This window comes from Streptomyces sp. NPDC051064 (assembly GCF_044455985.1).
Taxonomy (GTDB): domain Bacteria; phylum Actinomycetota; class Actinomycetes; order Streptomycetales; family Streptomycetaceae; genus Streptomyces.
In genome coordinates, this window is sequence record NZ_JBITFK010000002.1 from 908,818 (window position 1) to 934,525 (window position 25,708).

At 72.6% G+C, this 25,708-nt stretch carries 20 protein-coding genes; 10 read left to right on the forward strand and 10 right to left on the reverse strand.

Features of this window, described 5'->3' with window-relative positions:
* Positions 1-70 precede the first annotated feature (70 nt).
* Together ACIBCU_RS11105 and ACIBCU_RS11110 are read left to right on the forward strand one after the other, a co-directional pair.
* Entirely contained in the window at positions 71-394 is a 324-nt protein-coding gene (locus ACIBCU_RS11105) for an STAS domain-containing protein (protein WP_014154038.1), read from the forward strand.
* A gap of 245 nt (positions 395-639) precedes the next feature.
* Positions 640-3,105 carry an ATP-binding protein gene (locus ACIBCU_RS11110; RefSeq protein WP_362936499.1) on the forward strand — a complete coding sequence of 822 codons (2,466 nt, stop codon included), beginning with the start codon at positions 640-642 and terminating at the stop codon, positions 3,103-3,105.
* 70 nt (positions 3,106-3,175) lie between these two features.
* Here the strand turns inward: ACIBCU_RS11110 and nucS are convergent, their stop codons facing one another.
* The gene (nucS, locus tag ACIBCU_RS11115) at positions 3,176-3,847 is read right to left on the reverse strand and encodes an endonuclease NucS (RefSeq protein ID WP_362936502.1); all 672 of its coding nucleotides are present in this window, start codon (positions 3,845-3,847) and stop codon (positions 3,176-3,178) included.
* A gap of 257 nt (positions 3,848-4,104) precedes the next feature.
* On the opposite strand from nucS, the gene ACIBCU_RS11120 reads away from it, so the two are divergent.
* Positions 4,105-4,497, forward strand: a complete 393-nt coding sequence (locus ACIBCU_RS11120) for an SCO5389 family protein (protein ID WP_104789158.1) — start codon at positions 4,105-4,107, stop codon at positions 4,495-4,497.
* A gap of 113 nt (positions 4,498-4,610) precedes the next feature.
* Here the strand turns inward: ACIBCU_RS11120 and ACIBCU_RS11125 are convergent, their stop codons facing one another.
* Positions 4,611-5,642, reverse strand: a complete 1,032-nt coding sequence (locus tag ACIBCU_RS11125; RefSeq protein WP_362936504.1) for an LLM class flavin-dependent oxidoreductase — start codon at positions 5,640-5,642, stop codon at positions 4,611-4,613.
* 214 nt (positions 5,643-5,856) lie between these two features.
* On the opposite strand from ACIBCU_RS11125, the gene ACIBCU_RS11130 reads away from it, so the two are divergent.
* Positions 5,857-6,186, forward strand: a complete 330-nt coding sequence (locus ACIBCU_RS11130) for an ATP/GTP-binding protein (RefSeq protein WP_362936506.1) — start codon at positions 5,857-5,859, stop codon at positions 6,184-6,186.
* 9 nt (positions 6,187-6,195) lie between these two features.
* On the opposite strand, the gene ACIBCU_RS11135 is transcribed toward ACIBCU_RS11130, so the two are convergent.
* The 7 genes from ACIBCU_RS11135 to mce all read right to left on the reverse strand — a co-directional run bounded on the left by ACIBCU_RS11135 (position 6,196) and on the right by mce (position 15,787).
* A complete protein-coding gene (locus ACIBCU_RS11135) occupies positions 6,196-7,056 on the reverse strand; it encodes an ABC transporter permease (RefSeq protein WP_399230704.1) in 861 nt (286 codons plus the stop codon).
* Positions 7,053-8,201, reverse strand: a complete 1,149-nt coding sequence (locus tag ACIBCU_RS11140; RefSeq protein ID WP_399230706.1) for an ABC transporter ATP-binding protein — start codon at positions 8,199-8,201, stop codon at positions 7,053-7,055. The genes ACIBCU_RS11135 and ACIBCU_RS11140 overlap by 4 nt, the downstream gene beginning before the upstream one ends.
* Before the next feature lie 123 nt (positions 8,202-8,324).
* Positions 8,325-9,104 (reverse strand): ABC transporter permease subunit, encoded by a 780-nt coding sequence (locus ACIBCU_RS11145; protein ID WP_362936515.1) that lies wholly within the window; start codon positions 9,102-9,104, stop codon positions 8,325-8,327.
* 5 nt (positions 9,105-9,109) lie between these two features.
* Positions 9,110-10,117: an ATP-binding cassette domain-containing protein gene (locus ACIBCU_RS11150; RefSeq protein WP_399230708.1), complete on the reverse strand. Its 1,008-nt coding sequence runs from the start codon at positions 10,115-10,117 to the stop codon at positions 9,110-9,112.
* Positions 10,118-10,206: 89 nt separating this feature from the next.
* Positions 10,207-11,145: a cellulose-binding protein gene (locus ACIBCU_RS11155; protein ID WP_362936521.1), complete on the reverse strand. Its 939-nt coding sequence runs from the start codon at positions 11,143-11,145 to the stop codon at positions 10,207-10,209.
* Positions 11,146-11,320: 175 nt separating this feature from the next.
* Positions 11,321-15,115, reverse strand: coding sequence for a polarized growth protein Scy (gene scy / locus ACIBCU_RS11160; protein WP_362936524.1), 3,795 nt, complete (start codon positions 15,113-15,115; stop codon positions 11,321-11,323).
* 243 nt (positions 15,116-15,358) lie between these two features.
* Entirely contained in the window at positions 15,359-15,787 is a 429-nt protein-coding gene (mce, locus tag ACIBCU_RS11165; protein WP_362936527.1) for a methylmalonyl-CoA epimerase, read from the reverse strand.
* A gap of 135 nt (positions 15,788-15,922) precedes the next feature.
* On the opposite strand from mce, the gene ACIBCU_RS11170 reads away from it, so the two are divergent.
* The 4 genes from ACIBCU_RS11170 (at position 15,923) to ACIBCU_RS11185 (ending at position 22,796) form a co-directional block, all read left to right on the forward strand.
* Positions 15,923-17,125, forward strand: a complete 1,203-nt coding sequence (locus ACIBCU_RS11170; RefSeq protein ID WP_362936530.1) for an acetyl-CoA C-acetyltransferase — start codon at positions 15,923-15,925, stop codon at positions 17,123-17,125.
* 28 nt (positions 17,126-17,153) lie between these two features.
* Entirely contained in the window at positions 17,154-18,116 is a 963-nt protein-coding gene (meaB, locus tag ACIBCU_RS11175; RefSeq protein ID WP_362936533.1) for a methylmalonyl Co-A mutase-associated GTPase MeaB, read from the forward strand.
* A 139-nt stretch (positions 18,117-18,255) separates the two neighbouring features.
* Entirely contained in the window at positions 18,256-20,571 is a 2,316-nt protein-coding gene (locus tag ACIBCU_RS11180; RefSeq protein WP_399230712.1) for a protein kinase, read from the forward strand.
* Positions 20,568-22,796, forward strand: coding sequence for a PQQ-binding-like beta-propeller repeat protein (locus ACIBCU_RS11185; protein ID WP_399230714.1), 2,229 nt, complete (start codon positions 20,568-20,570; stop codon positions 22,794-22,796). The genes ACIBCU_RS11180 and ACIBCU_RS11185 overlap by 4 nt, the downstream gene beginning before the upstream one ends.
* A gap of 36 nt (positions 22,797-22,832) precedes the next feature.
* Here the strand turns inward: ACIBCU_RS11185 and ACIBCU_RS11190 are convergent, their stop codons facing one another.
* Positions 22,833-23,465 (reverse strand): PepSY domain-containing protein, encoded by a 633-nt coding sequence (locus tag ACIBCU_RS11190; RefSeq protein WP_399230716.1) that lies wholly within the window; start codon positions 23,463-23,465, stop codon positions 22,833-22,835.
* A 124-nt stretch (positions 23,466-23,589) separates the two neighbouring features.
* Between ACIBCU_RS11190 and ACIBCU_RS11195 the strand changes: the two genes are divergently transcribed.
* Positions 23,590-24,249 (forward strand): response regulator transcription factor, encoded by a 660-nt coding sequence (locus ACIBCU_RS11195; protein ID WP_399230718.1) that lies wholly within the window; start codon positions 23,590-23,592, stop codon positions 24,247-24,249.
* On the forward strand, positions 24,246-25,700 hold the full coding sequence (locus ACIBCU_RS11200; RefSeq protein WP_362931602.1) for a HAMP domain-containing sensor histidine kinase: 1,455 nt from the start codon (positions 24,246-24,248) through the stop codon (positions 25,698-25,700). Before ACIBCU_RS11195 ends, ACIBCU_RS11200 begins: the two co-directional genes overlap by 4 nt.
* Positions 25,701-25,708 lie beyond the last annotated feature (8 nt).

Below are 25,708 nucleotides of genomic sequence, written 5' to 3' on the forward strand. Positions count from 1 at the left end.
AGTTGTGGCAGAGGCAGAAAGAGAAAACCAGACAGACCGACCTTGCTGCGGAGAGTTCCGGGGAGCGCATATGCACATCAGGGGCGACCACGCCGAGCTGGTCGTCGGGGGCCGCCTCGACGTCCGAAGCGCGGCGGACGCCCGTACGGTTCTGCACTCGGCCGTCGACGACGGAGCCGGCGACCTCGTGCTGAACCTGACCGAGCTGGACTCGTGGGACGCCACCGGACTCGGCGTGATCATGGGTGCGCACCGCAGAGCCGGCCGGGCCGGCCGGCGGCTCGTACTGCGCGGTGTGCCACCGCAGATGCAGCGCCTGCTCGTGGCGACGAGGCTGCACAGGATCCTGGCCATCGAGGGCGGGCTCGCCGCGGACTCCCTGCCACGCGTCTGAGGGATCCGCTGGCCCCGCCCGGCCCGCGCCGCCCGGAAGCGGCGTTACGCGCACAATCCTCACGAGAATGTGATGTGGGGAGCCGCGCGGCCCCCCACCGGATCGTAGATACTGTGCGAAGGTTTAGGGTTCGGCCGTCTGCCGATCGACGAGGACCCACTGGCGGACACCGGACCGGGAGCGACAGCGGGGCGTGCGAGGCCGGAGGGGGCAACCGCGCGCTGCGCGTCTGGGGGACTTTGACGATGGACCCGACCAACCGGGGACCGGAAGAGTACGGCCACGGCGCCGACCGTTCCGGCGACGACGCCGGACGGCGGCGGCAGTCCCGCGACCCGCTGACGCCCGACCTCGGGCACCAGACACCTCAGCAGTCGCGCACGGTGCAGCTGATGTCGGGCGACTTCCTGCTCACGGTCAATCCGGTCGACGGCAGCGAGATCGAGCCCTCCCGGCCGGGGGAGCGGCCCGAAGCGCCCGTACGGCACACCGCCGTCCAGCGTGTGGAGCGCGAACGCGCCGCCGCGCCGCCCGTCCCCCCGGGGCCGCCCGCGCCGCAGACGCCCCTCCTGGAACGCCAGGAGGAGCGCGAGCGGCTCGTACGGCTGCTCGCCCGGGGACGCTCGGTCTGCCTCACCGGCCCGGCCGGGTCCGGGCGCACCGCCCTCCTGGACGCCGTCGCGGCCGACTGCGCGGACCTGGCGCCGGACGGCGTCGTACGGCTCTCCGGATACAAGCGGACCGCCGGCGAGCTGCTGTACGGGCTCTTCGAGGCCGTCTACCGCGCCCCGCTGCACCGGCCCGACCGCGAGGGACTCCTCGCGCTCGTCCACGGCATCGGCGCCGTCGTGGTCGTCGACGACCTGGAGCTCGGCGGCGCCGCGCTCCAGGAGCTGCTCGACGCCACCCCGGAGTGCGCGTTCCTGTTCGCCGCCACCCCCGATGTGCCCGCGCCCGGCCCCGACGCGAACCTCGAAGAGGTCTTCCTCACCGGTCTCGGCCGCAGCGCCTCGATCGAGCTGATGGAACACGTCGTGGAGCGCGCGCTCACCGACGACGAGGCGAACTGGGCGGGAGACCTCTGGTTCGAGTCCGAGGGGCTGCCGCTGCGCTTCGTCCAGGCAGGCGCCCTGCTGCGCCGGCGCGACGATCAGCGCCCCGGCCCGGACGCGTTCGACGGCTACGACGACGATCCGGCCGACGCCCCCTTCGGCCGGGCCGAGCCCGCCGGCCTCCCGCTGCCCAGCCTCGGCGAGGCCGCGGCCCCCGCCGCCCTGCTCGCCTCCCGGCTGAGCGAGGCCGCCCGTGAGACCCTGCGCTTCGCCGTCGCGCTCGGCGGCGAGGTGCCGCACCAGGCGCACCTGCCGGCCCTCGTGGGGGACACCCACGCCGACGCCGCCCTGGGCGAGCTGGCCCTCAGCGGCCTGCTCTCCCCGGCCGGCCCCCGCTACCGGCTGGCCGCCGGGGTCCTGGCCCAGCTGGAGGCGAGCGGATACGACGAGAGCGCGGACGCCCACGCCCGCAGCGCCGCCCAGCACTACGCCTGGTGGGCGGGGCACCCCTCCGTCACCCCGGAGCGCGCGGTCGCGGAGGCGGACGCTCTCCTGGCGTCGATGACCCGCCTCGTCCCCGGCGAGGCACCGGGACAGGCCAGCGTGGCCGTCCTGCTGGCCCGCACCGCCGCTCCCGCCTTCGCGGCGGGGATGCAGTGGGGCGCCTGGGAGAAGGCCCTCAGAGCCGGCCAGGAGGCCGCGAGGATCGCCGGTGAGGTGGCGGAAGAGGCGTACTTCCACCACGAGTTGGGGGTCCTCGCGCTCTGCACAGGGAACCTTGACCGCGCCAGGGCCGAACTGGAGGCCTCCATCGGTATGCGCGGGGCGCTCGCCGACAAGCCCGGCGCGGTGGCCGGACGCCGGGCGCTCGCCCTCGTCGGTGACCGCTCGGGCGAACCGATGCACAGCACCCCGGCGGGCGAGGAGGTGCCGGCGCCGCGTCATGACGAGCCGGCCTCACCCCCCGGCGGCATCCCGGCGGCCATGCCCCTCTTCCCCCGGCAGACCGAGACGTCCGCGACCCTGGTCACCCGGCAGCCCCCGCCGGCCGCGGGACCGCCCGGCGGCGGGCGTGCGGGAGTGCTCCGGGGCGCCCGGCGCAATCTCGTCGCGGTGAGCGCGGGCGCGCTGCTGGCGGCCGTGCTCGGCACCGTGGTGACCCTGGGAGCCACCTCGGGAAGCGAGGAGCCGGACGGTCGGAACGTCACGACCGAACAGTCGGCGAACGAGGACGGCAGCGAGAACGGCCTCCCCGCCGACGAGTCGACCGGCGACCCCGCCACCGACGAGGGCACGGCCGACGGCTCCGAGTCCCCCGGCCCTTCAGGCACCGCCACCCCGTCCGGGAGCGGCAGCCCGTCCCCGGGCACCACGAGCCCGGGATCGAGCACCTCGTCCAGCGAGGGCCCCAGCGACTCGCCGACACAGAGCAGCCCCACGCCGACGAAGAAGCCGACGGACAAGCCGACGAAGACGCCGACCACGCCGCCGGACGACTCCGAGACCCCGACCGAGGAGCCGACCGAGACCCCGACCGAGGAGCCGACCCCGACGGACTCCCCGACGCAGCCGGAGAACTCCACCTCGGCGAGCGGACCGGCGGAGTCCGTCACGGCCTCGGCGACGGAGAGCGGGCCGGCCTCCCCGACGGTGGCCTGAACGCGAAATCGCCGTACGGCTCCGGAGACCGGGGCCGTACGGCGATCAGGGAGCGGGCAGCGGCCCCAGGTCAGAACAGCCGCAGCTTGTCGTCCTCGATGCCCCGCATCGCGTCGTAGTCGAGGACCAGGCACCCGATCCCACGGTCCGTCGCCAGCACCCGGGCCTGCGGCTTGATCTCCTGCGCCGCGAACACACCCCGCACCGGCGCCAGATGCGGATCACGGTTGAGCAGCTCCAGATAGCGGGTCAGCTGCTCCACCCCGTCGATGTCGCCCCGCCGCTTCAGCTCCACGGCCACCGTCGCACCGTCCGCGTCCCGGCACAGGATGTCGACCGGGCCGATCGCGGTCGGGTACTCACGGCGGATCAGGGTGTAGCCCTCGCCGATCGTCTCGATGCGGTCGGCGAGCAGCTCCTGGAGGTGCGCCTCCACGCCGTCCTTGATGAGCCCCGGGTCGACACCGAGCTCATGGGACGAGTCGTGGAGGATCTCCTCCATCGTGATGATCAGTTTCTCGCCCGCCTTGTTCACCACGGTCCAGACGCCCTCGCCGTCGTCGGCGCCCTCCTTCAGGGTGCACGGCGGGGACATCCAGTTGAGCGGTTTGTACGCCCGGTCGTCGGCGTGGATCGACACGCTGCCGTCCGCCTTCACCAGGATCAGACGGGGGGCGGAAGGCAGGTGGGCGGTGAGCCGGCCCGCGTAGTCGACGGAGCAACGGGCGATGACGAGACGCATGGTCGGCAACGCTACTCGACGACCCACGGTCCACGCGATTCCCGTCCTCCTCAGGCGCATCTCCCGACCGGGGCCGATCGGTCTTGCCCCTCTTTGCGACCGTTCGTTATTGGCCGGTTGTGTTCCCAATCTCCTGGTGCGGCCCGGACTGCGCCCTTAACGTGGAAGCAGGAGGTCGCCGTCTGTGTACGCAGCGTCGCCGTCCCGCCCTGCCCGTAAGGCCCCGGCCGTCCGCCGGGGTCGCGAGAGGAGAACCCATGTCGCTCGACGTCTCACCGGCGCTGTTGGAACAGGCCGAGCGAGGCGAGGTCGACGAAGCCGACTTCGTCGACTGCGTCCGGACCTCCCTGCCCTACGCATGGGAGATGATCAGCTCCCTGGTGGCCCAGCTGAAGGTCGACGGCGGAGAATTCGCCGACAACCAGACGCCCCCGCCGGACGAGCAGGCACGTGGTCAGCTGCTGCGTGCGCTCGCGAGTGATGCGATACGCGGCGCGCTGCAGCGGCACTTCGGAGTGCGCCTGGCATTCCAGAACTGCCACCGCGTCGCGGTGTTCCCGCTGGACGACTCGGTCGACGAGCGGCTGGCCCGATTCACCTCGGTGAGGGGCCAGTTGCTCAACCAGTCGCCCGAACTGCGGGACTGCTGAGCGCTTCTGCTGCCGCTTCGGGCCGCGGGAGGTGCACTTGGCTCCGGGGCGGCAGCTCCCGCACCACCGCACCACCGCACCACCGCACCACCAGGACCACCAGCGTGAACAGCTCACTCCAGCAACGGCAGCACTTCCGTGCCCAGCCGCTCCACATTGGTCTCCGTCGCCGCGAGATCCCCCGACCCCTCGACCATGAGGGCGAAGCGGGTGATGCCCGTGCGCTCCGCCGTGGCCGCGAGCCGGTCGGCGGCGAAACGGGGCGGGCCCACCGGATGCAGGCCGCAGAGGAACTCGGTATAGGCCACGGGGTCGCGCATCACCCGGTGCCGGCCGTCGACCGTCACATGGGCGTCGAGCCCCTGCCGCAGCCACCCCGGCATCGCCTTCACGAGCGTCTCCACGGCGTCCGCCGGGCGGTCGGAGATCTGGGCCACCCCTGCGGACACATGTGCTACCCGCTCCGCGACCTCCGCCGGCTGACCGGCCTCCCGGGCCGCCGAACGCCAGAGAGCGACCATGTCGGCCTTCTCCTCGTCGCCGGAATGCATCCCGAGGAGCATCGGCAAACCCTTTTCAGCGGCGAGTTTCACGCTTTTTGGCGACGTGCACGCGACGATCACCTCGGGGCCCGGCGGACCGTCCCCGAGGAGCTCGTCGGCGCGGGGCACCACGGCCACCTCGCGGAAGCCGTAACGCTCCCCGCTCCCCGCCACCCGGGGCTTGTCCAGCCAGTCGAGCAGCAGCTCCAGCGCCTCCGGGAAGCCCTTCTCGTAGGCATCGAGGCCGCCGCCGAACACCTCCAGGTCGACCCACGGCCCGCCACGCCCCACCCCGAGGGAGAAGCGCCCGCCGCTGGTCAGATGCAGCAGCGCGGCCTGCTCGCCGAGCGCGACGGGGTGCTGGTTCGGCAGCACGCTCACCGCCGTGCCCACGCGGATCCTGCGGGTGCGGCCGAGCAGCAGGGCGGCCAGTGTCGTGGCGGACGGGCACACCCCGTACGGCACGAAATGGTGTTCTGCCAGCCAGACGGAATCGAGCCCGGACTCCTCCGCGACCTCCGCCGAGCGGACTGCCCGGTGCAGAGCCTCACCCTGCCCCTGGCCCGGAAACTGAGCTGCCAGTACGAACGTTCCTACGCGCATCGCCTGTTGCCTCCTTACGGCCGACGCGGCTGTCCCTCTACCGGCACCAACGTCTGACACGTGCCAAAGGCACGGTCCACCGCGAAGTTGTTGCGATATTCCGGTAACCCACCCGCCCCTCGGGTGCTCATCCGTCACTCCCGACACTGGTCAGCCGCCTGTGGCTCTAGGCTGGACGGAACAAACCGCCCGTGCCCGCCCCGTGAGGTGTCCCGTGTCCCCGCGCCGCAACCGCCCCCGAGGCGGCGAGAGTCCTACCCGCAGCCCACGAGAGGCGGGGGAGCGGTACGGAGGGGGCGGCGCCACGGAGAGCTGGCAGGGCGAGGAGTGGTCGGTGCGCCCGGTGAGCGGCGCGAGCGCGGCGGGCAAGCGCTACCGCTGCCCCGGCTGCGACCAGGAGATCCCGTCGGGGGTCCCGCACCTCGTCGCCTGGCCCGAGTTCGGCGGGATCGACGACCGCAGGCACTGGCACAAGGCCTGCTGGAACGCGAAGGACCGCCGCACCACACGGGTGCAGCGGTCCCGGAACGCTCCGCGCTACTGAGGGACGGTCTCAGACGTCCCGCCGGTCCAGCGAGAAGAGGGCGCCGGCCATGGCCACCGCGGTGACGCCGAGAATGATCCACAGCGGCTCCCAGCCGGTCGGGCCCGACGCGGTCACCGACACGTCGTACATCGCGCCGAGCTGGTTGGGGATCGAGTACTCGAAGAGCGCCTGCTGCACGGAGGCCAGCGTCGGCGAGAACATGAAGATCGCCAGCACGAGCGGGAGCAGCACCACCCCGATCATGATCGTGATGGCGCCCGCCGAGTGCCGGATGAGCGCGCCGAGCGCGAGCGAGAGCAGCCCCAGCGTCGCGACGTAGAGACCGACCCCCGCCGTGGAACGCACCCAGTAGCCGGCGTCGGGTGTGGCACCGTCCAGCATGGCCGTCTGCAGGACGCCGACGATGCCCGTGGTGACCGTGGTGATCGTGAAGGCGAGCAGGAAGAAGACGATCGACTTCGCGATCAGCATCCGCGCCCGGCTCGGGCACGCGGTCAGCGTCGTACGGATCATTCCGGTGCCGTACTCGGACGCGATGGTGAGCACGCCGAGAGTGATCACGCAGATCGACCCGAGCAGCACGCCGAAGAAGCCGAGGCTGAGCACGGGGGTGTCGTCGAGAGGCGCGTCCGAGATGCTCACGGTGAACGCGGTGAGCAGCCCGATGCCGACCAGGAGCACGATCATCACGCCGAGCGTCCACACCGTGGAGCGCACGGAGCGGATCTTCGTCCACTCGGAGGCGATCGCGTCACCGAGGCCGGGGGTGCGCACGGGAATCGGTGAGGCGTAGAGGCCGGCCTGACCCGGCTGGGGCTGCGGCTGCGGGGGAGCCTGGTGCGCCTGCGGGGGCGGCGGCATCGTCATCGGGAGTCCTCGCTGGTCCTGCGCTCGGGCCGGTCCGCGGTCTGCGCGGGCGCGGGTCCGGCCGGCGGTGCGGCGGCGTACGGGTTCTGTCCAGGGGGCGGCGGGGCGTACCAGCCCTGCTGCGGGACCTCCGGCGGGGGCGCGGGCGCGTGACCGGCCTGCCCGGGGCCCTGGTGGCCGGGCGGTCCGTAGCCGGGCGGCGGCAGCTGGAGTCCTTCCTTGGCGTCCGCGGTCGAGCGGTAGTCCACGGCGCTCTGCGTCATCCGCATGTACGCCTCCTCCAGCGACGCCTGGTGCGGCGAGAGCTCCCACAGCCGGACGTCCGACGCGTGGGCCAGATCGCTGATGCGGGGGAGCGGCAGCCCGGTGACGCGCAGGGCGCCGTCCGGCTCGTGCATGACCCCGGCGCCCGCCTCCGTCAGCGAGGCCGTCAGCTTCTCCCGCTCCTCCGGCCGGTCGGCCGGGACCCGCACCCGCGCGAAGTCCGCCGAGTTGGCGGAGATGAAGTCCTTGATGCTCATGTCGGAGAGCAGCTGCCCGCGCCCGATCACGATCAGGTGGTCGGCGGTGAGTGCCATCTCGCTCATCAGGTGGCTGGAGACGAAGACCGTGCGGCCCTCGGAGGCCAGTTGCTTCATGAGGTTGCGGACCCAGAGGATGCCCTCGGGGTCGAGACCGTTGACCGGCTCGTCGAAGAGCAGCACCTGCGGGTCGCCGAGCAGCGCCGCCGCGATGCCGAGCCGCTGGCCCATCCCCAGGGAGTAGCCCTTGGACCGTTTCCTCGCGACGTCCTGGAGCCCGACGACGCCGAGGACCTCGTCCACCCGGGCCGCCGGGATGCCCGCGAGCTGGGCCAGGCACAGCAGGTGGTTACGGGCGCTGCGCCCGCCGTGCACGGCCTTGGCGTCGAGCAGCGCCCCCACCTGGCGCGGGGCGTTGGGAAGGCTGCGGAAGGCGTGGCCGCCGATCGTCACATGCCCGGACGTCGGGCGGTCCAGGCCGAGCATCATGCGCATGGTGGTGGACTTGCCCGACCCGTTGGGACCGAGGAACCCCGTGACGGCTCCTGGCCGCACCTGGAAGGAAAGGTTGTGCACGGCCGTCTTCGCGCCGAAGCGCTTCGTCAGGCCGACTGCCTCGATCATTCTCCAGCCCCATCGACTTATCTGTCGTCGGGGCCCAGGCCCGCGGCCGCACGCCCCCGTAAGAGTTAGGAGGATAACCAGCCGCGGGCGGTTCCGGCCAAGACGTACAAGGAGCGGCGGCCGCTACGCGTCCCGCTTCTTCAGCACCAGGTAGCCGCCGATCAGCGCCGCCACCACCCACAGCGTCATGATCCCCAGCCCGGCCCACGGCCCGTACGGCGCCGGGTCGCTGTTCATGGCGTCCGGGACCACCTGCATGATCTTGGAGCCGGCCTGGTCGGGGAAGTACCGGGCCACGCTCTTGGCGCCGGGGACCGCCGAGAGGATCTGCGAGACGAGGAAGAAGAACGGCATCAGGATGCCGAGCGACAGCATGGAACTGCGCAGCATCGTGGCCACGCCCATCGAGAAGATCGCGATCAGGCCCATGTAGACGCCGCCGCCGAAGACCGCGCGCAACACGTTCTCCGCGCCGATGTCGGTGCCGCGGTCGCCCAGCATGGCCTGGCTGAGGAAGAACGTCACGAAGCTGGTGGCGAGGCCGACCACCAGCGCCAGGACGCCCGCCACCGCGATCTTGCAGAAGAGGAACGACCCGCGCTGCGGCACGGCCGAGAGCGAGGTGCGGATCATGCCGGAGCTGTACTCCGTACCCACCACCAGGACACCGAAGACGACCATCGCCAGCTGCCCCAGGACCGTTCCGGAGAAGCTCACGAACGTCGGGTCGAAGGTGGCCTGCTCGGCGGCCGAGAGGTCGTCGAACTGGCTGTTCAGCAGGGCGCTCAGGGCCGCGCCCATGGCGACCGTGACGACGAACGCGGAGATCAGCGTCCACGTGGTCGAGGAGACCGTACGGATCTTGGTCCACTCGGAATTCAGGACCGCGGGTACCGATGCCATCGCCGTCACACCCCCTTCGTGCCGTCGCCGGCGAGGTCGCCGGCCTGCTGCTGGTTCCACTCTTCGCCCCAGTGCGGGCCCACAGGCGGTGGCTGGGCACCGTCGCGGTCGGAGTGGGCGTGGTATTCCACGGAGCCCGCTGTCATCTGCATGAAGGCCTCCTCCAGGGAGGCCCGCTGGGCGCTGAGCTCGTGCAGCACGATCCCGTGCCGGCCGGCGAGGTCACCGAGCCGCTCCGGGGCCTCGCCGTCGATCTCCAGCGTGCCGTTGCCCGACTCGACCGCGACGACGCCCTCCGCGTGCAGCACATCGCGAAGGCGTTCCTGTTCCGGTGAGCGCATCCGCACGAAACTGCGGGAGTTCTCGTGGATGAAGTCCGCCATCGAGGTGTCCGCGAGCAGCTTCCCCTGCCCGATGACGATCAGATGATCGGCCGTCAGCGCCATTTCACTCATCAGGTGCGAGGAGACGAAGATCGTCCGGCCTTCCGAAGCGAGGGCCTTCATCAGATTCCTGATCCAGTGAATTCCCTCCGGGTCCAGACCGTTGACGGGTTCGTCGAACATCAGGATCTCGGGGTCGCCGAGCAGCGCAGCCGCGATTCCCAGCCGCTGGCCCATGCCGAGGGAGAACCCCTTGGACTTCTTCTTCGCCACCGCGGTCAGGCCGACCGTGTCCAGCACGTGCGACACCCGGCTCGCCGGGATGCGGTTGCTCTGGGCGAGACACAGGAGGTTGTTGTACGCGCTGCGCCCGCCGTGCATCGACTTGGCGTCCAGCAGCGCCCCGATGTGCTTGAGCGGCTCCTGGAGGTCGCGGTAGTGACGGCCGTCGATCCGCACCGTGCCGCTGGTCGGGTTGTCGAGGTCGAGCATCATCCGCATGGTCGTGGACTTGCCCGCCCCGTTCGGGCCGAGGAACCCCGTCACCATTCCCGGTCTGACCCGGCATGACAGATGGTCGACGGCAACCTTGTTGCCGAAGCGTTTGGTGAGGCCGTCGAGCTCGATCATGCGCTCACGCTAGAACGGCCGCGCGCCCGGCGCCACCACAAAGGCGGAACCGGGCGCGCATGGGGTACAGCTGATGTACGTGGTGTTGCTCAGCGGGTCTGCTGGGCGGGGACCCCACGGGTGGCGGACTCGTCCTCCGCCGGGGAGCCGGCGGCGGCGACCGCGGCACCCGTCAGCGTCGCCAGCATCTCGCGGACGTTGGTCAGCTGGGCGTTGATCGAGTCGCGGCGGTTGGTGAGCGCCGCCAGCTCGCGCTCCGACTCGCTGCGGATCCGGTCGGCCTTGGCGTTCGCGTCGGCGACGATGTCCTCGGCCTGACGCTGAGCCGTCTCCACCGTCTGACGGGCCCGGCGCTCGGCGTCCGTACGGAGCTTCTCGGCCTCCAGGCGGAGCTGCTCCGCGCGGTGCTCGATCTCGGCGAGGCGCTTCTCGGCCTTCGCCTGACGGGACGCGAGGTCGCGCTCCGACTGGTCGCGGCGCTTGGCGAGGTTCGTCTCGAAGTCCGCGGCGGCCTGGGCGGCCTTCGCGCGGGTCTCCTCGAAGAGGGCGTCCGCCTCCTCGCGCTTCTGCTGGGCGTCCTTCTGGGCGTCGGTGCGGAGCGTGCTCGCCTCGCCCTTGGCCTTCTCGACGATACGAACGCCCTCGTCCTCGGCCTTCGCCTTGCGCTCCGCGGCGAACGTCTCCGCGTCGTTGCGCACCTGCTGGGCGGCCGACTCGGCCAGCTCGCGGTGCTGCTCGGCCGCGCGGCGGGCCTCCTCACGCAGGTCCTTCGCCTCCTCCTCGGCGAGGCGGAGGATCTTCTCCACGCGGGCACCGAGCCCGGCGTACGACGGCTCGGCGTCGTTGACCTGGGCCTGGGCGTTCTGCGTTTCGAGGTGGAGCTCCTCGATGCGCTTTTCCAGAGAGGTGATTCGGGCGAGAGCACTGTCACGGTCGGCGACGATTTTGGTAATGCGGTCGTCCACCTGACCGCGGTCGTATCCACGTCGCACGAGCTCGAAGCCGAAGGGGGAGGAAGGGTCGCTCATGGGGTTCCTGTCGAATGAGACCGGTGAGGTGTTAGAGGGAATCCTAGGGGCCAGAACGGCGTGTCAACGTGAAGATGCCGCTTTGGTATGGAGAATGACACCCCTTTTGAGTGGCTGACCCCCGGAGGGCTTGCGACCCTAAGCTTTGAATGTTCATGGCGAAGTACGTGTGCGGCTACCCGTCAGACGCCTTGCCACCCGACCGGTTGCCCGCCGCCGCACCGGCCTTGACGCCCCCGGCACCGCCGCCCGACGCCTTGCCCGCTCCGCCCGGAGCCTCGAAAGACTCCAACGCCTCGAGGACGTCCTGGACACGGGAGATCTCCGTATTGATGTCCTCGCGCCTGCGGACCAGCAGGTCCAGCTCCCGGCGGCCCTCGTCGACCATCTGCTCCGCCTCGGCCTCGGCGTCGGCGCGCAGTTTCTCGGCCACCCGGGTCAGCTCGGCCTTCTTCGTCTCGGCCTCCTTGAGGAGCGACTCGGCGCGCTTCACGGCGGCGATACGGACCTTGCTCGCCTCCGAATTCGCGTCCGCCAGCAGCTCCTTGGCCTGGGCCTCGGCCTCGGCGCGCTGTTCCGTCGCGGCCTTCATCAGCTTGTCGACGCGCTCGCCCGCGGTCTTCATCTGCTCCGAGGTCTCACGCCGGGCGCGCTCGTGCAGCTCCTCGATCTCGCTCTCGATCCGGGCCCTGAGCTCCTCCGCCCGCTCCCGGGTGGCGGTGGCGTCCCGGCGGGCGCCGACGAGCAGCTCGTCCGCGTCCGTACGGGCCCTCTCCACCAGGGTGTTGCCCTCGACCGTCGCCTCCGAGGTGATCCGAACCGCCTCGTTGCGCGCGGCGCCGACCATGCTGTCGGCCTGCTGCTCGGCCTCGGTGGCGGCGCGCAGCGCCTCCTCCTGGGCCTTCGCCACGAGCTGGTCGGCCTGTTCGGCGGCGTCGGCCCGGCGCTTCGCCGCGGCCTCGCGCGCCTCGTCGAGCAGCCGGTCCGCCTCCTGGCGGGCCTCCGCGCGCAGCTGCTCCGCCGCGGACTCGGCGTCGGCGCGGAGCCGCTCCGACTCCTCGCGGGTGCGGGCCGCGTGCTCCTGGGCCGAACCGACGGTCTGCGCCGCCTCCGCGCGCAGCCGCTCCGCCTCGTCGGTCGCCTCTCCGACGAAACGCTCCGACTGCTCGGTCGCCTCGGCGCGGATCCGCTCGCTCTCGGTCGTCGCCTCGGCCATGAGCCGGTCGGCCTGCGCCGCCGCCTCGGACCGGATCCGGTTGGCGTCCTCACGGGCCTCGCCGCGGGCACGCGAGGCGTCCTGCTCCGCCGACGCGAGGGCGTCGGACGCCTCCGTACGCATCCGCTGGCTGTACTCCGAGGTGTCCGAGCGCAGCTTCTCCGACTCGGCGATGGCCTCCGAGACGGTCCGCTCGGCCAGGGCCTTGGCGGCGTCCGCCTCCTCGTGCGCGGCCTGGCGGACGCGGTTGGCGTCCTCGGTGGCCCGCTCGCGCTCGGCGTAGGCGTCGGACCTGACCCGGTCCGCCTCCTCCTGTGCCTCGGTCCTCGTCCGCTCCGCCGAGTGCTCGGCGGCGGAACGCAGCCCGGTGATCTCCTCCTCGGCCTGCTCCTGGAGCCCGGCGACGGAGTCCCGCACCTGCTGGGCGGTCTGCTCGGCGGCCGAGACCAGCTCGGAGGCCCGGCTCTCCGCCTCCTCGACCAGCCGCTGGGCCTCGGCCTGGGCCTCCTCGACCCGCTTGCGGGCGGAGGCGAGGAGCTCCTCGCTCTGCTCGCGGGCGCGCTCGCGCTCCTGCTCCGCCTCGGCACGCGCCGAATCGAGTGCCTCCTCGGCGGCGCGGCGGCGGCGGTTGGCCTCCTCCTGGGCGGCGGCCAGGGCCTCGGCCGCCTCCGCGCCGACCCGCTCGGCGGCGGCCGCCGCCTCGGAGCGGACCCGGTCGGCGCTCTCCTGAGCCTCGGTCTTCAGCCGCTCCGCCTCGGCCGCGGCCTCGCTGCGCAGCCGTACGGCCACGGACTCGCCCTCGGCGCGGGACCGCGCGGCGTCGGCGGCGGCCTCGGTACGCAGGCTCTCGGCCTCCGTCGTGGCCTGCTCCTGGAGCGCACGGATCCGCTCGGCGGCCTCCGCGCGCAGCCGCTCGGACTCCTCGCTCGTCTCGCGGCGGATCCGCTCCGCCTCGGTACGCGCCTCTCCGAGCGCCTCCTCCGCGGCGGTGACACGGGACTCGGCCTCGCTATGCAGCCGGGTCAGCTCCTCGGCCGCCTCGGTCCTGCGTGCCTCGACCCCGCGCTCGGTCTCCTCGCGCAGCGCCTCGGCCGCCTCTTCCGCCGCGGCGGTCAGGGCGGTGGCCTGCTCCTCGGCCTCGGCGCGCACCTTCTCCGCCTCGGCGCGGCTGCGTTCCAGCGCTTCCTCGGCCTGCTTGCGCAGGGTGGCGGCGCGCTCGGCCGCCTCGGTCCTGACGCGCTCGCTCTCGGTGCCGGCGGAGGTCCGCAGCTCCTCGGCGTCGGCCTTGGCCTTGGTGAGCAGCTCCTCGGCGGTGCGAGCACCCTCCTCGAGCTGCTGGACGGCCTCGCGGCGGGCCTCGCCGCGGATCCGCTCGCCCTCGGCGACGGCCTCGGAGCGCAGCTGCTCGGCCTCGCCGCGGAGCCGGCGGGCCTCCTCCTGCAGCTCGACGGTCTTGGCCCGGTACTCCTTGGTGTCGTCCTTGGCCGCGCCCTTGAGCTGGTCGGCCTGCTCGGCGGCCTCGCCGCGCAGCCGGTCCGCCTCGGCCTCGGCCTCACGGCGGATCCGGTCGGCTTCCTCACCGGCGGCCTTGGTGGTCGACCTGGCGTCGTCGGACGCCTTGGTCAGGACCTCCTCGGCGCTCCGGGCGGCCTTCGCGAGCTGGGCCGCGGCGTCCTCGGCGGCCAGGGTGCGGGCCTTCTCGGCCGCCTCCGCGACCACCCGCTCGGCCTCCGCGCGGGCGTCGACGAGCGCTTGCTCGGCCTCTTCTTTGAGCGTCTCGGCCTGCTTCGTGGCCTCGCCGACCAGGCGGGCGATCTCGGACTTGGCCGTACGGGTGCGCTGCTCGTTCTGCGACTCGGCGCCGGCCAGCCGCTTGGCCGCGGCATCCTTCGCCTCGGCGAGGACCTTCTCCGCCTCCAGCCGGGCCTCGCGCAGCCGGGTCTCGGCCTCCTGCACGCGCTGCTCGGCGGTGCGGTTCAGCTCCGCGGTCTGCTGCCGGGTCTGCTCGGTCTCGGAGGTGGCGGTCGAGCGCAGTCGCTCGGCGTGAGTGGTCGCCTCCTGGGCCTGCGTGGAGGCGGCGTCGAGCAGCCGCTCGGCGTCCCTGCGGGCCCGCAGCAGCGTGGCCTCGGCCTCGGCACGGGCCGACTCCGCCTCGGAGTTGACGCGCCGGCGGGTCTCGTCCGCGAGCCGGGCCGCCTCGGCGCGGGCAGCGGCCAGCGACTGTTCGGCCTCCGTACGCGACTCGTCCAGGAGACGGCGGGCCTGGGACTCGGTCCTGGCCCGCAACTGCTCGGCCCAGGCGACGTTCTCGTTGACGTGGGACTCGACGGTCTGCCGGCGCTCCGCCAGCTCCTGGTCGAGCCGCTGGCGCCGCTGCACGGCCTCGGCGTGCAACTCGGCCTGCAGCCGGGCCTGGTGCTCCGCGTGCTCCTGCAGGATCCGCTGCGTCTGTGCCCTGGCCTCGCGCAGCTCGCGCTCGGCGTCGGTCCGCAGCTGGTCGGCCTGGATCTGGGCATTGCGCAGCATCTGCTCGGCCTGGTAGCCGATGTCCGCGCTGTCGTGTGCGGGACGGGTCGCGAGATTACGCCGTGCCTCGTGCAGCTTGGCGCGCAAGACCTCGACCTGGTAACCGAGGTCCTCGGCGTGCTGGACGGCCTTCTCCCGGTCGGTCTTCAGCCGGTCCATCTCGGCTTCGAACCGCGAGAGATGGTCGTCGTCAGCTCGGTGGCTCTGCTGGCTTTCGTAGCCCCGCACTGCGCGGTCCCATCCTTCCCCGAGCTCTCAATTTCTTCCCCAAGCTCTCAACTTCGTTCGAGCAGGGGATGCCCCACTGAGCAGGGGAGGCCCCAACCCTGGTCGCAATTCTCCATACGAGTACCGCTCGCCGGCGAGCGGTACCCCGGGGAATGGTGACAGATCAACGGCGAGGACGCGGCGCGGCCCCGACCCGGCCCCGGCCCGGAACCGCCCACTCTACCGGGCCGGGTATCGGTCGGGTCAGTGCTCGGTCGCCGAGGTGACCAGTTCGGTCAGCACACCGTGGCAGTCCTTGGGGTGCAGGAAGGTGATCCGGGAGCCCATCGACCCGGTCCTGGGCTCGTCGTACAGCACCCGCACGCCCTTCCCGCGGATGTCCGCGGCGTCCCCGTCGACGTCGGCGGTCCCGAAGGCGATGTGGTGCACGCCCTCACCGTTCTTTTCCAGCCACTTGCCGACGGCGGAGTCCTGACGGGTCGGCTCCAGGAGCTGGAGGTACGAAGCGCCACCGTCCGAGGTGTCGTTGATCTTCAGCATGGCCTCCCGCACACCCTGCTCCTCGTTGGTCTCGGAGTGGTACACCTCGAAGCCGTAGGTCGCGCGGTAGAACTCGACTGTCCTGTCGAGGTCGAAACAGGCGATTCCGATGTGGTCGATTCGCGTCAGCATGGAACCAGTGCAGCGCCCCTGGGATGGTTACGCAACGTGCGCGCGATCACACCCACTGCCGGATGACGGGCGCCGTACCGCTCAGTACATTCAGGTAAACCCTCGTTCACAACCGATCCCAAGGGGCTGCGCCTCATGTCAGGAACGACCGGAACCACCTCAGTGATCGTCGCGGGCGCGCGGACGCCCATGGGCCGTCTCCTCGGCTCGCTGAAGAGCTTCTCCGGGGCCGACCTCGGAGGCTTCGCCATCAAGGCGGCGCTGGACCGGGCCGGCATCGGCGGGGACCAGGTGGAGTACGTGATCATGGGCCAGGTGCTCCAGGCCGGGGCAGGGCAGATCCCGGCACGCCAGGCGGCCGTCAAGGCCGGCATCCCGCTGAACGTCCCCGCGCTCACCGTCAACAAGGTGTGCCTCTCGGGGCTCGACGCGATCGCCCTCGCGGACCAGCTGATCCGCGCCGGCGAGTTCGACGTCGTGGTGGCCGGCGGCCAGGAGTCCATGACCAATGCCCCGCACCTGCTGCCGAAGTCCCGCGAGGGATACAAGTACGGCGCGGTCGAGGTGCTCGACTCGATGGCGTACGACGGCCTGACCGACGCCTACGAGAACATCCCGATGGGCGAGTCCACCGAGAAGCACAACACCCGCCTGGGCCTGGCCCGCGCGGACCAGGACGAGATCGGGGCCCTGTCCCACCAGCGCGCCGCCGCCGCCCAGAAGAACGGCATCTTCGAGGCCGAGATCACCCCCGTCGAGATCCCGCAGCGCAAGGGCGACCCCGTCCTCTTCTCCACGGACGAGGGCATCCGCCCCGAGACGACCGCGGAGTCCCTGGGGAAGCTGCGCCCGGCCTTCACCAAGGACGGCACGATCACGGCGGGCACCTCCTCGCAGATCTCCGACGGCGCCGCCGCCGTCGTCGTCATGAGCAAGGCCAAGGCCGAGGCGCTGGGCCTGGACTGGATCGCCGAGATCGGAGCCCACGGCAATGTGGCGGGCCCGGACAACTCGCTCCAGTCGCAGCCGTCCAACGCCATCCGTCACGCCCTGAAGAAGGAGGGCATCGGAGTGGAGGACCTCGACCTCATCGAGATCAACGAGGCCTTCGCGGCGGTCGCGGTCCAGTCGATGAAGGACCTCGGCGTCACCTCCGACAAGGTGAACGTCAACGGCGGCGCGATCGCGCTCGGCCACCCCATCGGGATGTCCGGCGCCCGCGTGGTGCTGCACCTGGCGCTGGAGCTGAAGCGGCGCGGCGGCGGCACCGGGGCGGCGGCTCTGTGCGGCGGCGGCGGTCAGGGCGACGCGTTGATCATCCGCGTACCGGGCAAGTAGTCCGTACGAGCGAGCGAGGAGGCCGAGTGTGAAGGTGGACGTCCCCACCCTGGTCGAGCAGGCACGTGAGGGCAGGCCGCGTGCGGTGGCCCGGCTCATCTCCCTGGTGGAGGGTGCCTCGCCGCAGCTGCGTGAGGTGATGGCCGCCCTGGCACCGCTGGCCGGCCACGCCTACGTCGTCGGACTGACCGGTTCGCCGGGTGTCGGCAAGTCCACCTCCACCTCGGCGCTGGTCTCCGCCTACCGGAAGGCCGGAAAACGGGTCGGCGTCCTGGCCGTCGACCCGTCGTCGCCGTTCTCCGGGGGTGCGCTCCTCGGCGACCGGGTCCGGATGTCGGAGCACGCCTCCGACCCCGGCGTCTACATCCGCTCGATGGCCACCCGGGGGCACCTGGGCGGCCTCGCCTGGTCGGCGCCCCAGGCGATCCGGGTGCTGGACGCGGCGGGCTGCGACGTGATCCTCGTGGAGACGGTGGGGGTGGGCCAGTCGGAGGTGGAGATCGCCTCCCAGGCCGACACCTCCGTCGTCCTCCTCGCCCCGGGCATGGGCGACGGCATCCAGGCGGCGAAGGCCGGAATCCTGGAGATCGGCGACGTGTACGTGGTCAACAAGGCCGACCGGGACGGCGCGGACGCCACCGCCCGCGAGCTCAACCACATGCTGGGCCTGGGCGAGTCCCGGGGGCCCGGCGACTGGCGGCCGCCGATCGTGAAGACGGTCGCCGCCCGGGGCGAGGGACTCGACGAGGTGGTCGAGGCGCTCGAGAAGCACCGGGCGTGGATGGAGGAGCACGGCGTCCTGGCCGAGCGCCGCACGGCGCGTGCGGCCCGTGAGGTCGAGACGATCGCGGTCACCGCGCTCCGCGAGCGGATCGCCGATCTGCACGGTGACCGCCGGCTGGACGCCCTCGCGGAACGGATCGTGGCCGGAGGCCTCGACCCGTACGCGGCGGCGGACGAGCTGGTCGCGGGACTCACCGGCGGGAACTGACGGCCTCCGGGCGGCGTGCGGGCCGCCCGGGAGCCGTGCCCGCCGATCCGAGGGCAGCGCCCACCTGACAGGGCGTGAAAAGATGCCGCGCACGGGGCGCGTGCGGTGCGCGTTCCGGTCATGCACCTCGGGGGGACGCATGCTGGGGCCGCTGCGCGAGGACTCACCCGGACGCATAGGGCCGTACGCCGTGCTGGCGAGGCTCGGCGCGGGCGGCATGGGAGAGGTCTTCCTCGGGCTGCGCGAGGGCTCCGGCGACGACGTCGCTCCGGTCGCCGTCAAGACGGTCCGGCGCGACGTGGCCCAGGACCCCGGATTCAGGCAGCGCTTCCGCCGCGAGATCGCGGTCGCCAGGTCGGTGACCGGCCCCGCCCTGGCCCCCGTGCTGGACGGTGACGCCGACGCGGACGTGCCCTGGCTGGCCACGGGCTACGTCGCGGGCCCGACCCTGTCGGCCGCGGTGCGCCGGTCGGGTGCACTGGACGAGGAAGAGGTCCGGATGCTCGGGGCGGAGCTCGCCCGGGCCCTGGACACCGTCCACGGGGCCGGCGTCGTGCACCGGGACGTGAAGCCCGGCAACATCCTGCTCGCCGCCGACGGGCCGCGCCTGATCGACTTCGGGATCGCCCGCGGCGCGGGCGGCACCCCGCTCACGACCACCAGCCGCATGATCGGCAGCCCCGCCTTCATGTCCCCGGAGCACGTCGCGGGCAGCGGACGCGTGGTTCCCGCCTCCGACGTCTTCTGCCTCGCGTCCGTCCTCTGCTTCGCGGCGACCGGCCGCGACCCGTTCGGCGACGGTCCGGTGGCCGCGGTGCTGTACCGGGTCAAGTACGTCGAGGCGGACCTCGACGGAGTGCCCGGGGCCCTGCGCGCGGTGCTCCAGGACTGCCTGGTGGCCGACCCCTCCGCCCGCCCCGCTCCCGCGGAACTCGCCGCCCGGCTGGCCCCGGAGGGTTCGGTGGGATGGCCCGGCCCGGTGGCGGCCCACATCGCCGGGTACGAGCGCGAGCTGGCCTCCGTCCGGGTGCTGGGCGGTCCGCTGCTGCCGGACTACACCCCGACCCAGGCGGCCACGGGCAGCCGGGCACCCGCGGACCAGCTGCCCACCCAGGGGCCCGGGCTGTCACCGCCCGTGGTCGCACCGGTCCGCCCGGCCCGCCGCCGTCGCCTCCTCGGCGCGGCCCTGGCCGTGGTCGTTCTGGCGGGGGCGGCCACGGCGGGCCTGCCGGCGTTCCGGGGCGAGGGCGGTGGCGGGAGCGAGGGCGACAAAGGCGGCAGGAGCCCTGCCCAGGCCGGCCCCCCGGGCTGGAAGCCCTGGCACGCGACCTTCTCCGGCACCCCGCTCGGCTGCGCCGCCGGCGAGGCCGTGGTCGTCTGCCGCGCGGCGGACGGCACGTACGAGGCTCTCTCGGCGGCCGACGGAAAGAAGCTCTGGGACTTCGCAGCCGGCGAGGAACCGGGCGACGCGGACGCCTACCACAGCCCGTCCGGGACGTTCTTCATGCCCAGCGGCTCCACCCGTCCCACCGTCCACGAGGACTCGGTGTACTTCGCCACCGGTGACCATCTCCTCGCAGTCGACGCCAGGACCGGAGCGTCCCGCTGGGAAGCCGAGGCAGGGGCCGCTCACAAGCTGGGGAGTTCGCCCCAGGTCGCGGACGGGCTCGTGTTCGCGGCCACCGGCGGCCTGCCCGAGGGGTCCGGGATCGTGGCCTTCGACGTCCGCGACGGGACGGAGAAATGGCGGAAGCCGCTCGCGGGCGAGGACCTGGCCCAGGTTCAGAACGGTGACTTCTGGCCGATGGGCGTCCGGGACGGAGTGGTCTACGCGGACAACGAGGAAGGGCTGCACGCCTTCCGCGCGAAGGACGGCCGGGAGGAGTCCGCCGGTTGCCCCCGGGAGACACCCGCCGACTTCGCGGTCCACTGCCCGGGGGCTCAGGACGGTACGGAAGAGGAGGCCCCGCCCCCCGGAGTCGGTGAGCGCGCCGCCGTGGTGGCGGAGACCGGCAGCCTGACCGTGTACAGGACGGGGGCGGACGCGGCGACGGACGATTCACCCGCCGGGGACGAGGAACCCGCGTTCGTCGTCGTACGGCGCGACGACGGCACGGTGCTGAAACGCTACGGCCTGGGCAAGGACGCCGAAGCCCGTGAGAAGAACCCCGTCTCCGCTCCCGTCCTCGCCGACTCCACCCTCGTCTGGGCGGACACCGACGCTCTCCACAGCGTCGCGCTGGGCGGGGACACCCCAGGACCACTGCGCCGCACCCCGATCGAGGACGTACCCGTCCCCGCGATCGAGGAGCCGTACGACCCCGCATTCGGCATCTCGCTGGGCAAGGAGAACCGGCCGCCCGAGCTCTTCCCGGACCACGGGGTCGTCCACATCGTCTACCGGCACGGCATCGCCGTCTCGCTCGCGGTGCCCGGAGGACAGGCCTCGTCATGATCGAGCCCCTGGCTCCCGGCAGCCGCACCCGTATCGGCCCCTACCGGCTGCTGGGGCGCCTCGGCGCGGGTGGGATGGGCGAGGTGTACCTGGCGCGGGCGGACACCGCCCCGGCCGTCGGCGCAGGACCGCTCGCCGGGCTCGTCGCGCTCAAGACCGTGCTCGCCGGGCTCGATCTCGACGACGGCTTCCGCGTCCGCTTCCGCCGGGAGATCGCGGCGGCCGGTGCCGTGCGCAGCCCTCACTCCGCGGCCCTGGTCGCCGGGGACGAGAAGGGCGGGACGCCCTGGCTCGCCACGGAGTACGTCCCTGGCCCCTCACTCGCCGAGGCGGTCTCCCGCACCGGACCGCTGCCCGAGGCCGTGGTCCGGGCCGTCGGTTCGCGGCTGGCCCTGGCGCTCGCCGACATGCACGCCGTGCGTGTGCTGCACCGCGACCTCAAGCCCGGCAATGTGCTGCTCGGTCCCGACGGCCCCAAGGTCATCGACTTCGGGATCGCCCAGGCCTTCGAGGCCACCCAGCTCACCCGGACCGGTGTGGTGGTCGGCAGCCCCGGTTACATCTCGCCCGAACACGTCGACGGCTCGACGGCTCTGGTCCCCGCGTCCGACGTGTTCTGCCTGGGCGCGGTGCTGGCGTTCGCGGCGTGCGGGCGCGGCCCGTTCGACGATCCCGACATGGCAGCGGTGATCTTCCGGATCGCACACGGCGAACCCGAACTCGACCGCGTACCCGCGGGGTTGCGAGCGGTGATCGAGCGCTGCCTGGCACCCCGCCCCGAGGACCGGCCGACCCCGCACGAGCTCGCCGGTCTGCTCGCTCCGGGTGGCGTTCCGGAACCCTTCCCCTGGCACCCTGCGGTACGGGAGCAGTGCGCCGCGCACCGCGACATGGCCCTGCGGTGCGCAGAGTCGGTGCCGGTCCCGGTGGCACCGCCACCGCCGGCGGCTCCTCCCACGCCACCGGCCTTCGTGCGTAGCCGGCGGCGCGGTCCGCTCGTCGTCATGGCCGCGCTCGCGGTGGTCTGCGCGGTGCTCGTCGGGGTGGTGTTCCTGCCGGGGCTGCTCGACGGTGACGACGGCACCGGCGATCCGGCAGCCGCCCGGCCCGGCGGACCCGCACCCTCGGCGGCCGCCCGGACCGGGCCCACCGTCGTGGCCGCGGCGGACTCCGCCCGCACGGACGACTTCGGGGCACGCGGCGCGGACCTGGCTGTCCGGCCGGCCGGCTGGAAACCCTGGACGACCGGCGAACACCTGGGGGAGCACGGCTGCCTGCTGTCGGCCGGGACCCTGGTCTGCTCCGGCGAGCGGGGCGTCACCGCGCTGGACGCGGCGAAGGGCACCCGACGCTGGAACGTCCCGGAGAGGTCCGGGGCCGGGAGCGGTGAGGAAGGCCGGTCGGTCGTCACGGCCGTGGACGGCACGGTGTACGCCTTCGTCCAGGGCGCCCTCGTCGGGCTGCGCCTGACCGACGGCAAGGAGGTGTGGCGGCGCGCCGTGCCGGACGGCCGGCCGGGCACCGGCGCGGTGTACTCGGACGGAGTCGTCTTCTACGTCTCCGGGGCCGGCTCGGCGGCCCGTCTGACCGCCCAGCAGATCACCGGTGAGGAGAAACCGGAGAAGTGGGCCGTCGAGTACGCCGAGTCCGATGCCACCCTTCTGGCCGGTGACGGCCGGGTGGTGGCCGTGGGGAGCGGCATCCAGATCTTCGACACCAGGTCGGGCGAGCGGCTCCAGGGAGTCGGCGAGGAGGACACGGAGTGCGCCCATCCCCTGCTCAAGGACGGCGATCTGATCTGCGTCGCCCCGGACGGCCTCACGGTGACGGACACCTCCGCCCCCGACGGCCGCCGCATCCTGGCGGAGGGGATGGCGGGCGTGATGAAGCCGGCCGTGGCGGGGGACGGCACGGTGGTGGTCTCGGCGCCCGGTGAGGTCCGGGCGTTCCGGCTCCGTGACGGCGAGGAACTCTGGCACCACGTCGACACCCTGCTCGACGAGAAGTCCGGAAACGTCTCGATCGTGGGCGATCAGGCATTCGTCCACGATGACATCACGGTGAGCCCTTACGAGCTGGACGGCAGCGGCGAGAACCCTCCCGGCCCGGGCAAGCTCTTCAACATGCCCATCCAGGGGACGCCGCCCTCCCTGATCGCCTACGGAGACGCGCTGTTCCTCTCCTCACCCGACGACGGCAGGGTCCTGTCCGGCTTCGCGCCCTGAGGCGGAGCCGGACACGACCGTGATCCGAGGGACGGATCAGTCGTCGTCGCCGTCGTTGTCGTCGTCGTCCTGGTCCACGGTGACCTTGCCGCTCTTGGCATCGACGTGCAGTTCGTGCTGCTTGCCGTCCTTGCCCGTGACGTCGACGTCCCAGCGCAGCGCTCCGCGCTTGCCGTGGTCGTCATCGTCGTCGTTGTCGTCGAGGTCCACCGACGTCACCGTGCCGGGCCGCGCGCCGAGCGCCGCCTTCACCGCGGCGTCCAGGGACACGGCCGCCGAACGGGGCGCGTGCCGGTCGCGGTCGTTGTTGTCGTCGTCCTCGCGGTCGGACAGCACCTTGCCGTCCCGGGCGTCCAGGGTCACGTCGTGCCAGAGCTTGTCGGAGCCGTACACGTCGAGCTCCCAGACCCTACGGTCGCTGTCGTCGTCATCGTCCAGTTCGGCCTCGGTGACCGTGCCGGGGACGGCCTTCAGCGCGGCGCCGACGGCCTCGTCGACGGTGGTGCGTCCGGTCCGCTGCTCCCCGGTGCCGTCCGCCGCCCGGTCCGCCGTGACCGTCCGGTCGTCCTTGCCACTGCTGTCGGAGTCCGCGAAGGCGGCGGTCGTGGCGAGTCCGCCGCCGACCAGTACGGCCGCGGTGAGGGTGGCGATGGCGATGTTGCGCTTCATGGTGGGTTCCTCCCCGATGGGATGTGCTGTGCTGAGCGACGGGAACCACACTGGCCCGGCGATGCTGAACGCAGCCTGAAGCCACCTGAAGGCCTCTTCAGGTTCGGTTTGCGAAGCTGTCCCCATGCGCCTGTTGATCGTGGAGGACGAGAAGCGTCTCGCGACGTCCCTCGCGAGGGGACTCACCGCCGAGGGCTTCGCCGTCGACGTCGTGCACGACGGCCTGGAGGGCCTTCACCTGGCGGGCCAGGGTGTCCACGACCTCGTGGTCCTCGACCTCATGCTGCCCGGGATGAACGGCTACCGGATCTGCGCCGCCCTGCGCGCCGCGGGGCACGAGATGCCGATCCTGATGCTGACCGCGAAGGACGGGGAGTACGACGAGGCGGAGGGCCTCGACACCGGCGCCGACGACTATCTGACCAAGCCGTTCTCGTACGTCGTGCTCGTCGCGCGGGTCCGGGCGCTGCTGCGCCGCCGCGGTGGCTCCGTCTCGCCGGTGCTGACCGCCGGCACGCTGCGGATGGACACCCCGGCCCGCCGCGTCCACCGGGGCGAGGAGGAAGTCACCCTCACCGCCAAGGAGTTCGCCGTCCTGGAGCAGCTCGTGCTGCGGGCGGGCGAGGTGGTGAGCAAGGCGGACATCCTGGAGCACGTCTGGGACTTCGCCTACGACGGCGACCCGAACATCGTCGAGGTCTACATCAGCACCCTCCGCCGCAAGCTCGGCGGCGCGTCGATCCGCACCGTACGGGGCGCGGGCTACCGGCTGGAGGCGCTGTGAGGTCCGTACGGGCCAGGGCCGCCCTGGGTGCCACCCTCGTCGTCGCCGTCGCGCTGACGGTCGCGGGGCTGGCCGTGCTGCTGGTGCTGCGCGGCAACCTGACGGACCGGGCCGGCCTGGAGGCCGAGGTGACCGCGCGGGAGGTGGCGGGGGAGCTGGCCCTGGGCAGGGCGTACGCGGAGCTGGAGGCGGGCGACGAGGACAGCCACCCGGTCCAGGTGACCGACGAGGAGGGGCGCGTGGTGGCCGTCTCCAAGGACCTGGAGGCGATCTCGGGGACGGGCACGGCACAGGTCGTACCGGTCTCCCCGGCGCCGGTCCCCGGCCCGGGCGACGACGATGACGACGATGACGACGACGGGACCGGCCCGCCCCGCAGCGAGGTCTCCTCCGACTCGCCGGACTTCACGAACGGCACCGCCACGGTCGACGGGGAGACGGCGGACTACCGCTTCGCCTCCGTCGAGGTGACCACGGAGGAGGACGTCACCCTGACCGTCCACGCGGGCGCCCCGCTCGCGGCCGAGCAGGAGGCCGTGAACACCGTACGCAACTCCATGCTGACCGGACTTCCCGTCATGCTGCTCGTCGTCGCCGGGGTGACCTGGCTGGTCACCCGGCGGGCACTGCGCCCGGTGGAGGGCATCAGGCGGGAGCTGGCCGCGATCACCGCGTCCGAGGATCTCGGACGCCGTGTGCCCGAGCCGGACTCCCGGGACGAGATAGCGCGGCTGGCCCGTACGACCAACGAGACCCTCACCGTGCTGGAGGCCTCGGTCGACCGGCAGCGGCGCTTCGTCGCCGACGCCTCGCACGAGCTGCGCAGCCCGATCGCCTCGCTCCGCACCCAGCTGGAGGTGGGCGAGGCCCACCCGGAGCTGCTGGACGTGCCCGGCGCCGTCGCCGACACCGTACGGCTGCAGGTGCTGGCCGCCGACCTGCTGCTGCTCGCCCGGCTGGACGCGGGGGAACGCCCGGGGCGCACGGCGGTCGACCTGGGCGCGCTGGTCACCGAGGAGGTCTCCCAGCGTGCGGCGGACCGGATCGCTCCGGAGGTCTCCGTGGCGGACGCCGAGCCGCTCGAAGTCGGCGGATCACGCGGCCAGTTGGCCCGGGTCGTCGGCAATCTGCTGGACAACGCCGAGCGCCACGCGGAGCGTTCGGTCGCCGTCTCGGTGCGGGCGGACCGGGGCGACGTGCTCGTCGAGGTCACGGACGACGGAGCGGGCGTGCCGGAGGCCGAACGGGACCGGATCTTCGAGCGTTTCGTACGCCTGGACGACGCCCGCAGCCGCGACGACGGCGGGGCCGGGCTCGGCCTGGCCATCGCCCGTGATGTGGCCTCCCGGCACGGAGGCACACTCACGGTGGGCGAAGGGGCGGGCGGCGGCGCGCGGTTCACCCTGCGGCTGCCGGGGCGGCCCGGGGCGGGAGCGGCTGACGACGGCTGAGGGCGGGC

Excerpts from the sequence above, each read along its gene's own strand:
- ACIBCU_RS11170 (WP_362936530.1), top strand. The coding sequence starts at position 15,923 with ATGTCAGGAACGACCGGAACCACCTCAGTGATCGTCGCGGGCGCGCGG.
- ACIBCU_RS11120 (WP_104789158.1), top strand. The coding sequence starts at position 4,105 with ATGTCGCTCGACGTCTCACCGGCGCTGTTGGAACAGGCCGAGCGAGGC.
- ACIBCU_RS11105 (WP_014154038.1), top strand. The coding sequence starts at position 71 with ATGCACATCAGGGGCGACCACGCCGAGCTGGTCGTCGGGGGCCGCCTC.
- ACIBCU_RS11185 (WP_399230714.1), top strand. The coding sequence starts at position 20,568 with ATGATCGAGCCCCTGGCTCCCGGCAGCCGCACCCGTATCGGCCCCTAC.
- nucS (WP_362936502.1), bottom strand. The coding sequence starts at position 3,847 with ATGCGTCTCGTCATCGCCCGTTGCTCCGTCGACTACGCGGGCCGGCTC.
- ACIBCU_RS11180 (WP_399230712.1), top strand. The coding sequence starts at position 18,256 with ATGCTGGGGCCGCTGCGCGAGGACTCACCCGGACGCATAGGGCCGTAC.
- ACIBCU_RS11195 (WP_399230718.1), top strand. The coding sequence starts at position 23,590 with ATGCGCCTGTTGATCGTGGAGGACGAGAAGCGTCTCGCGACGTCCCTC.
- mce (WP_362936527.1), bottom strand. The coding sequence starts at position 15,787 with ATGCTGACGCGAATCGACCACATCGGAATCGCCTGTTTCGACCTCGAC.
- ACIBCU_RS11135 (WP_399230704.1), bottom strand. The coding sequence starts at position 7,056 with ATGACGATGCCGCCGCCCCCGCAGGCGCACCAGGCTCCCCCGCAGCCG.
- ACIBCU_RS11150 (WP_399230708.1), bottom strand. The coding sequence starts at position 10,117 with ATGATCGAGCTCGACGGCCTCACCAAACGCTTCGGCAACAAGGTTGCC.
- ACIBCU_RS11140 (WP_399230706.1), bottom strand. The coding sequence starts at position 8,201 with ATGATCGAGGCAGTCGGCCTGACGAAGCGCTTCGGCGCGAAGACGGCC.
- ACIBCU_RS11190 (WP_399230716.1), bottom strand. The coding sequence starts at position 23,465 with ATGAAGCGCAACATCGCCATCGCCACCCTCACCGCGGCCGTACTGGTC.
- ACIBCU_RS11110 (WP_362936499.1), top strand. The coding sequence starts at position 640 with ATGGACCCGACCAACCGGGGACCGGAAGAGTACGGCCACGGCGCCGAC.
- ACIBCU_RS11125 (WP_362936504.1), bottom strand. The coding sequence starts at position 5,642 with ATGCGCGTAGGAACGTTCGTACTGGCAGCTCAGTTTCCGGGCCAGGGG.
- ACIBCU_RS11155 (WP_362936521.1), bottom strand. The coding sequence starts at position 11,145 with ATGAGCGACCCTTCCTCCCCCTTCGGCTTCGAGCTCGTGCGACGTGGA.
- ACIBCU_RS11145 (WP_362936515.1), bottom strand. The coding sequence starts at position 9,104 with ATGGCATCGGTACCCGCGGTCCTGAATTCCGAGTGGACCAAGATCCGT.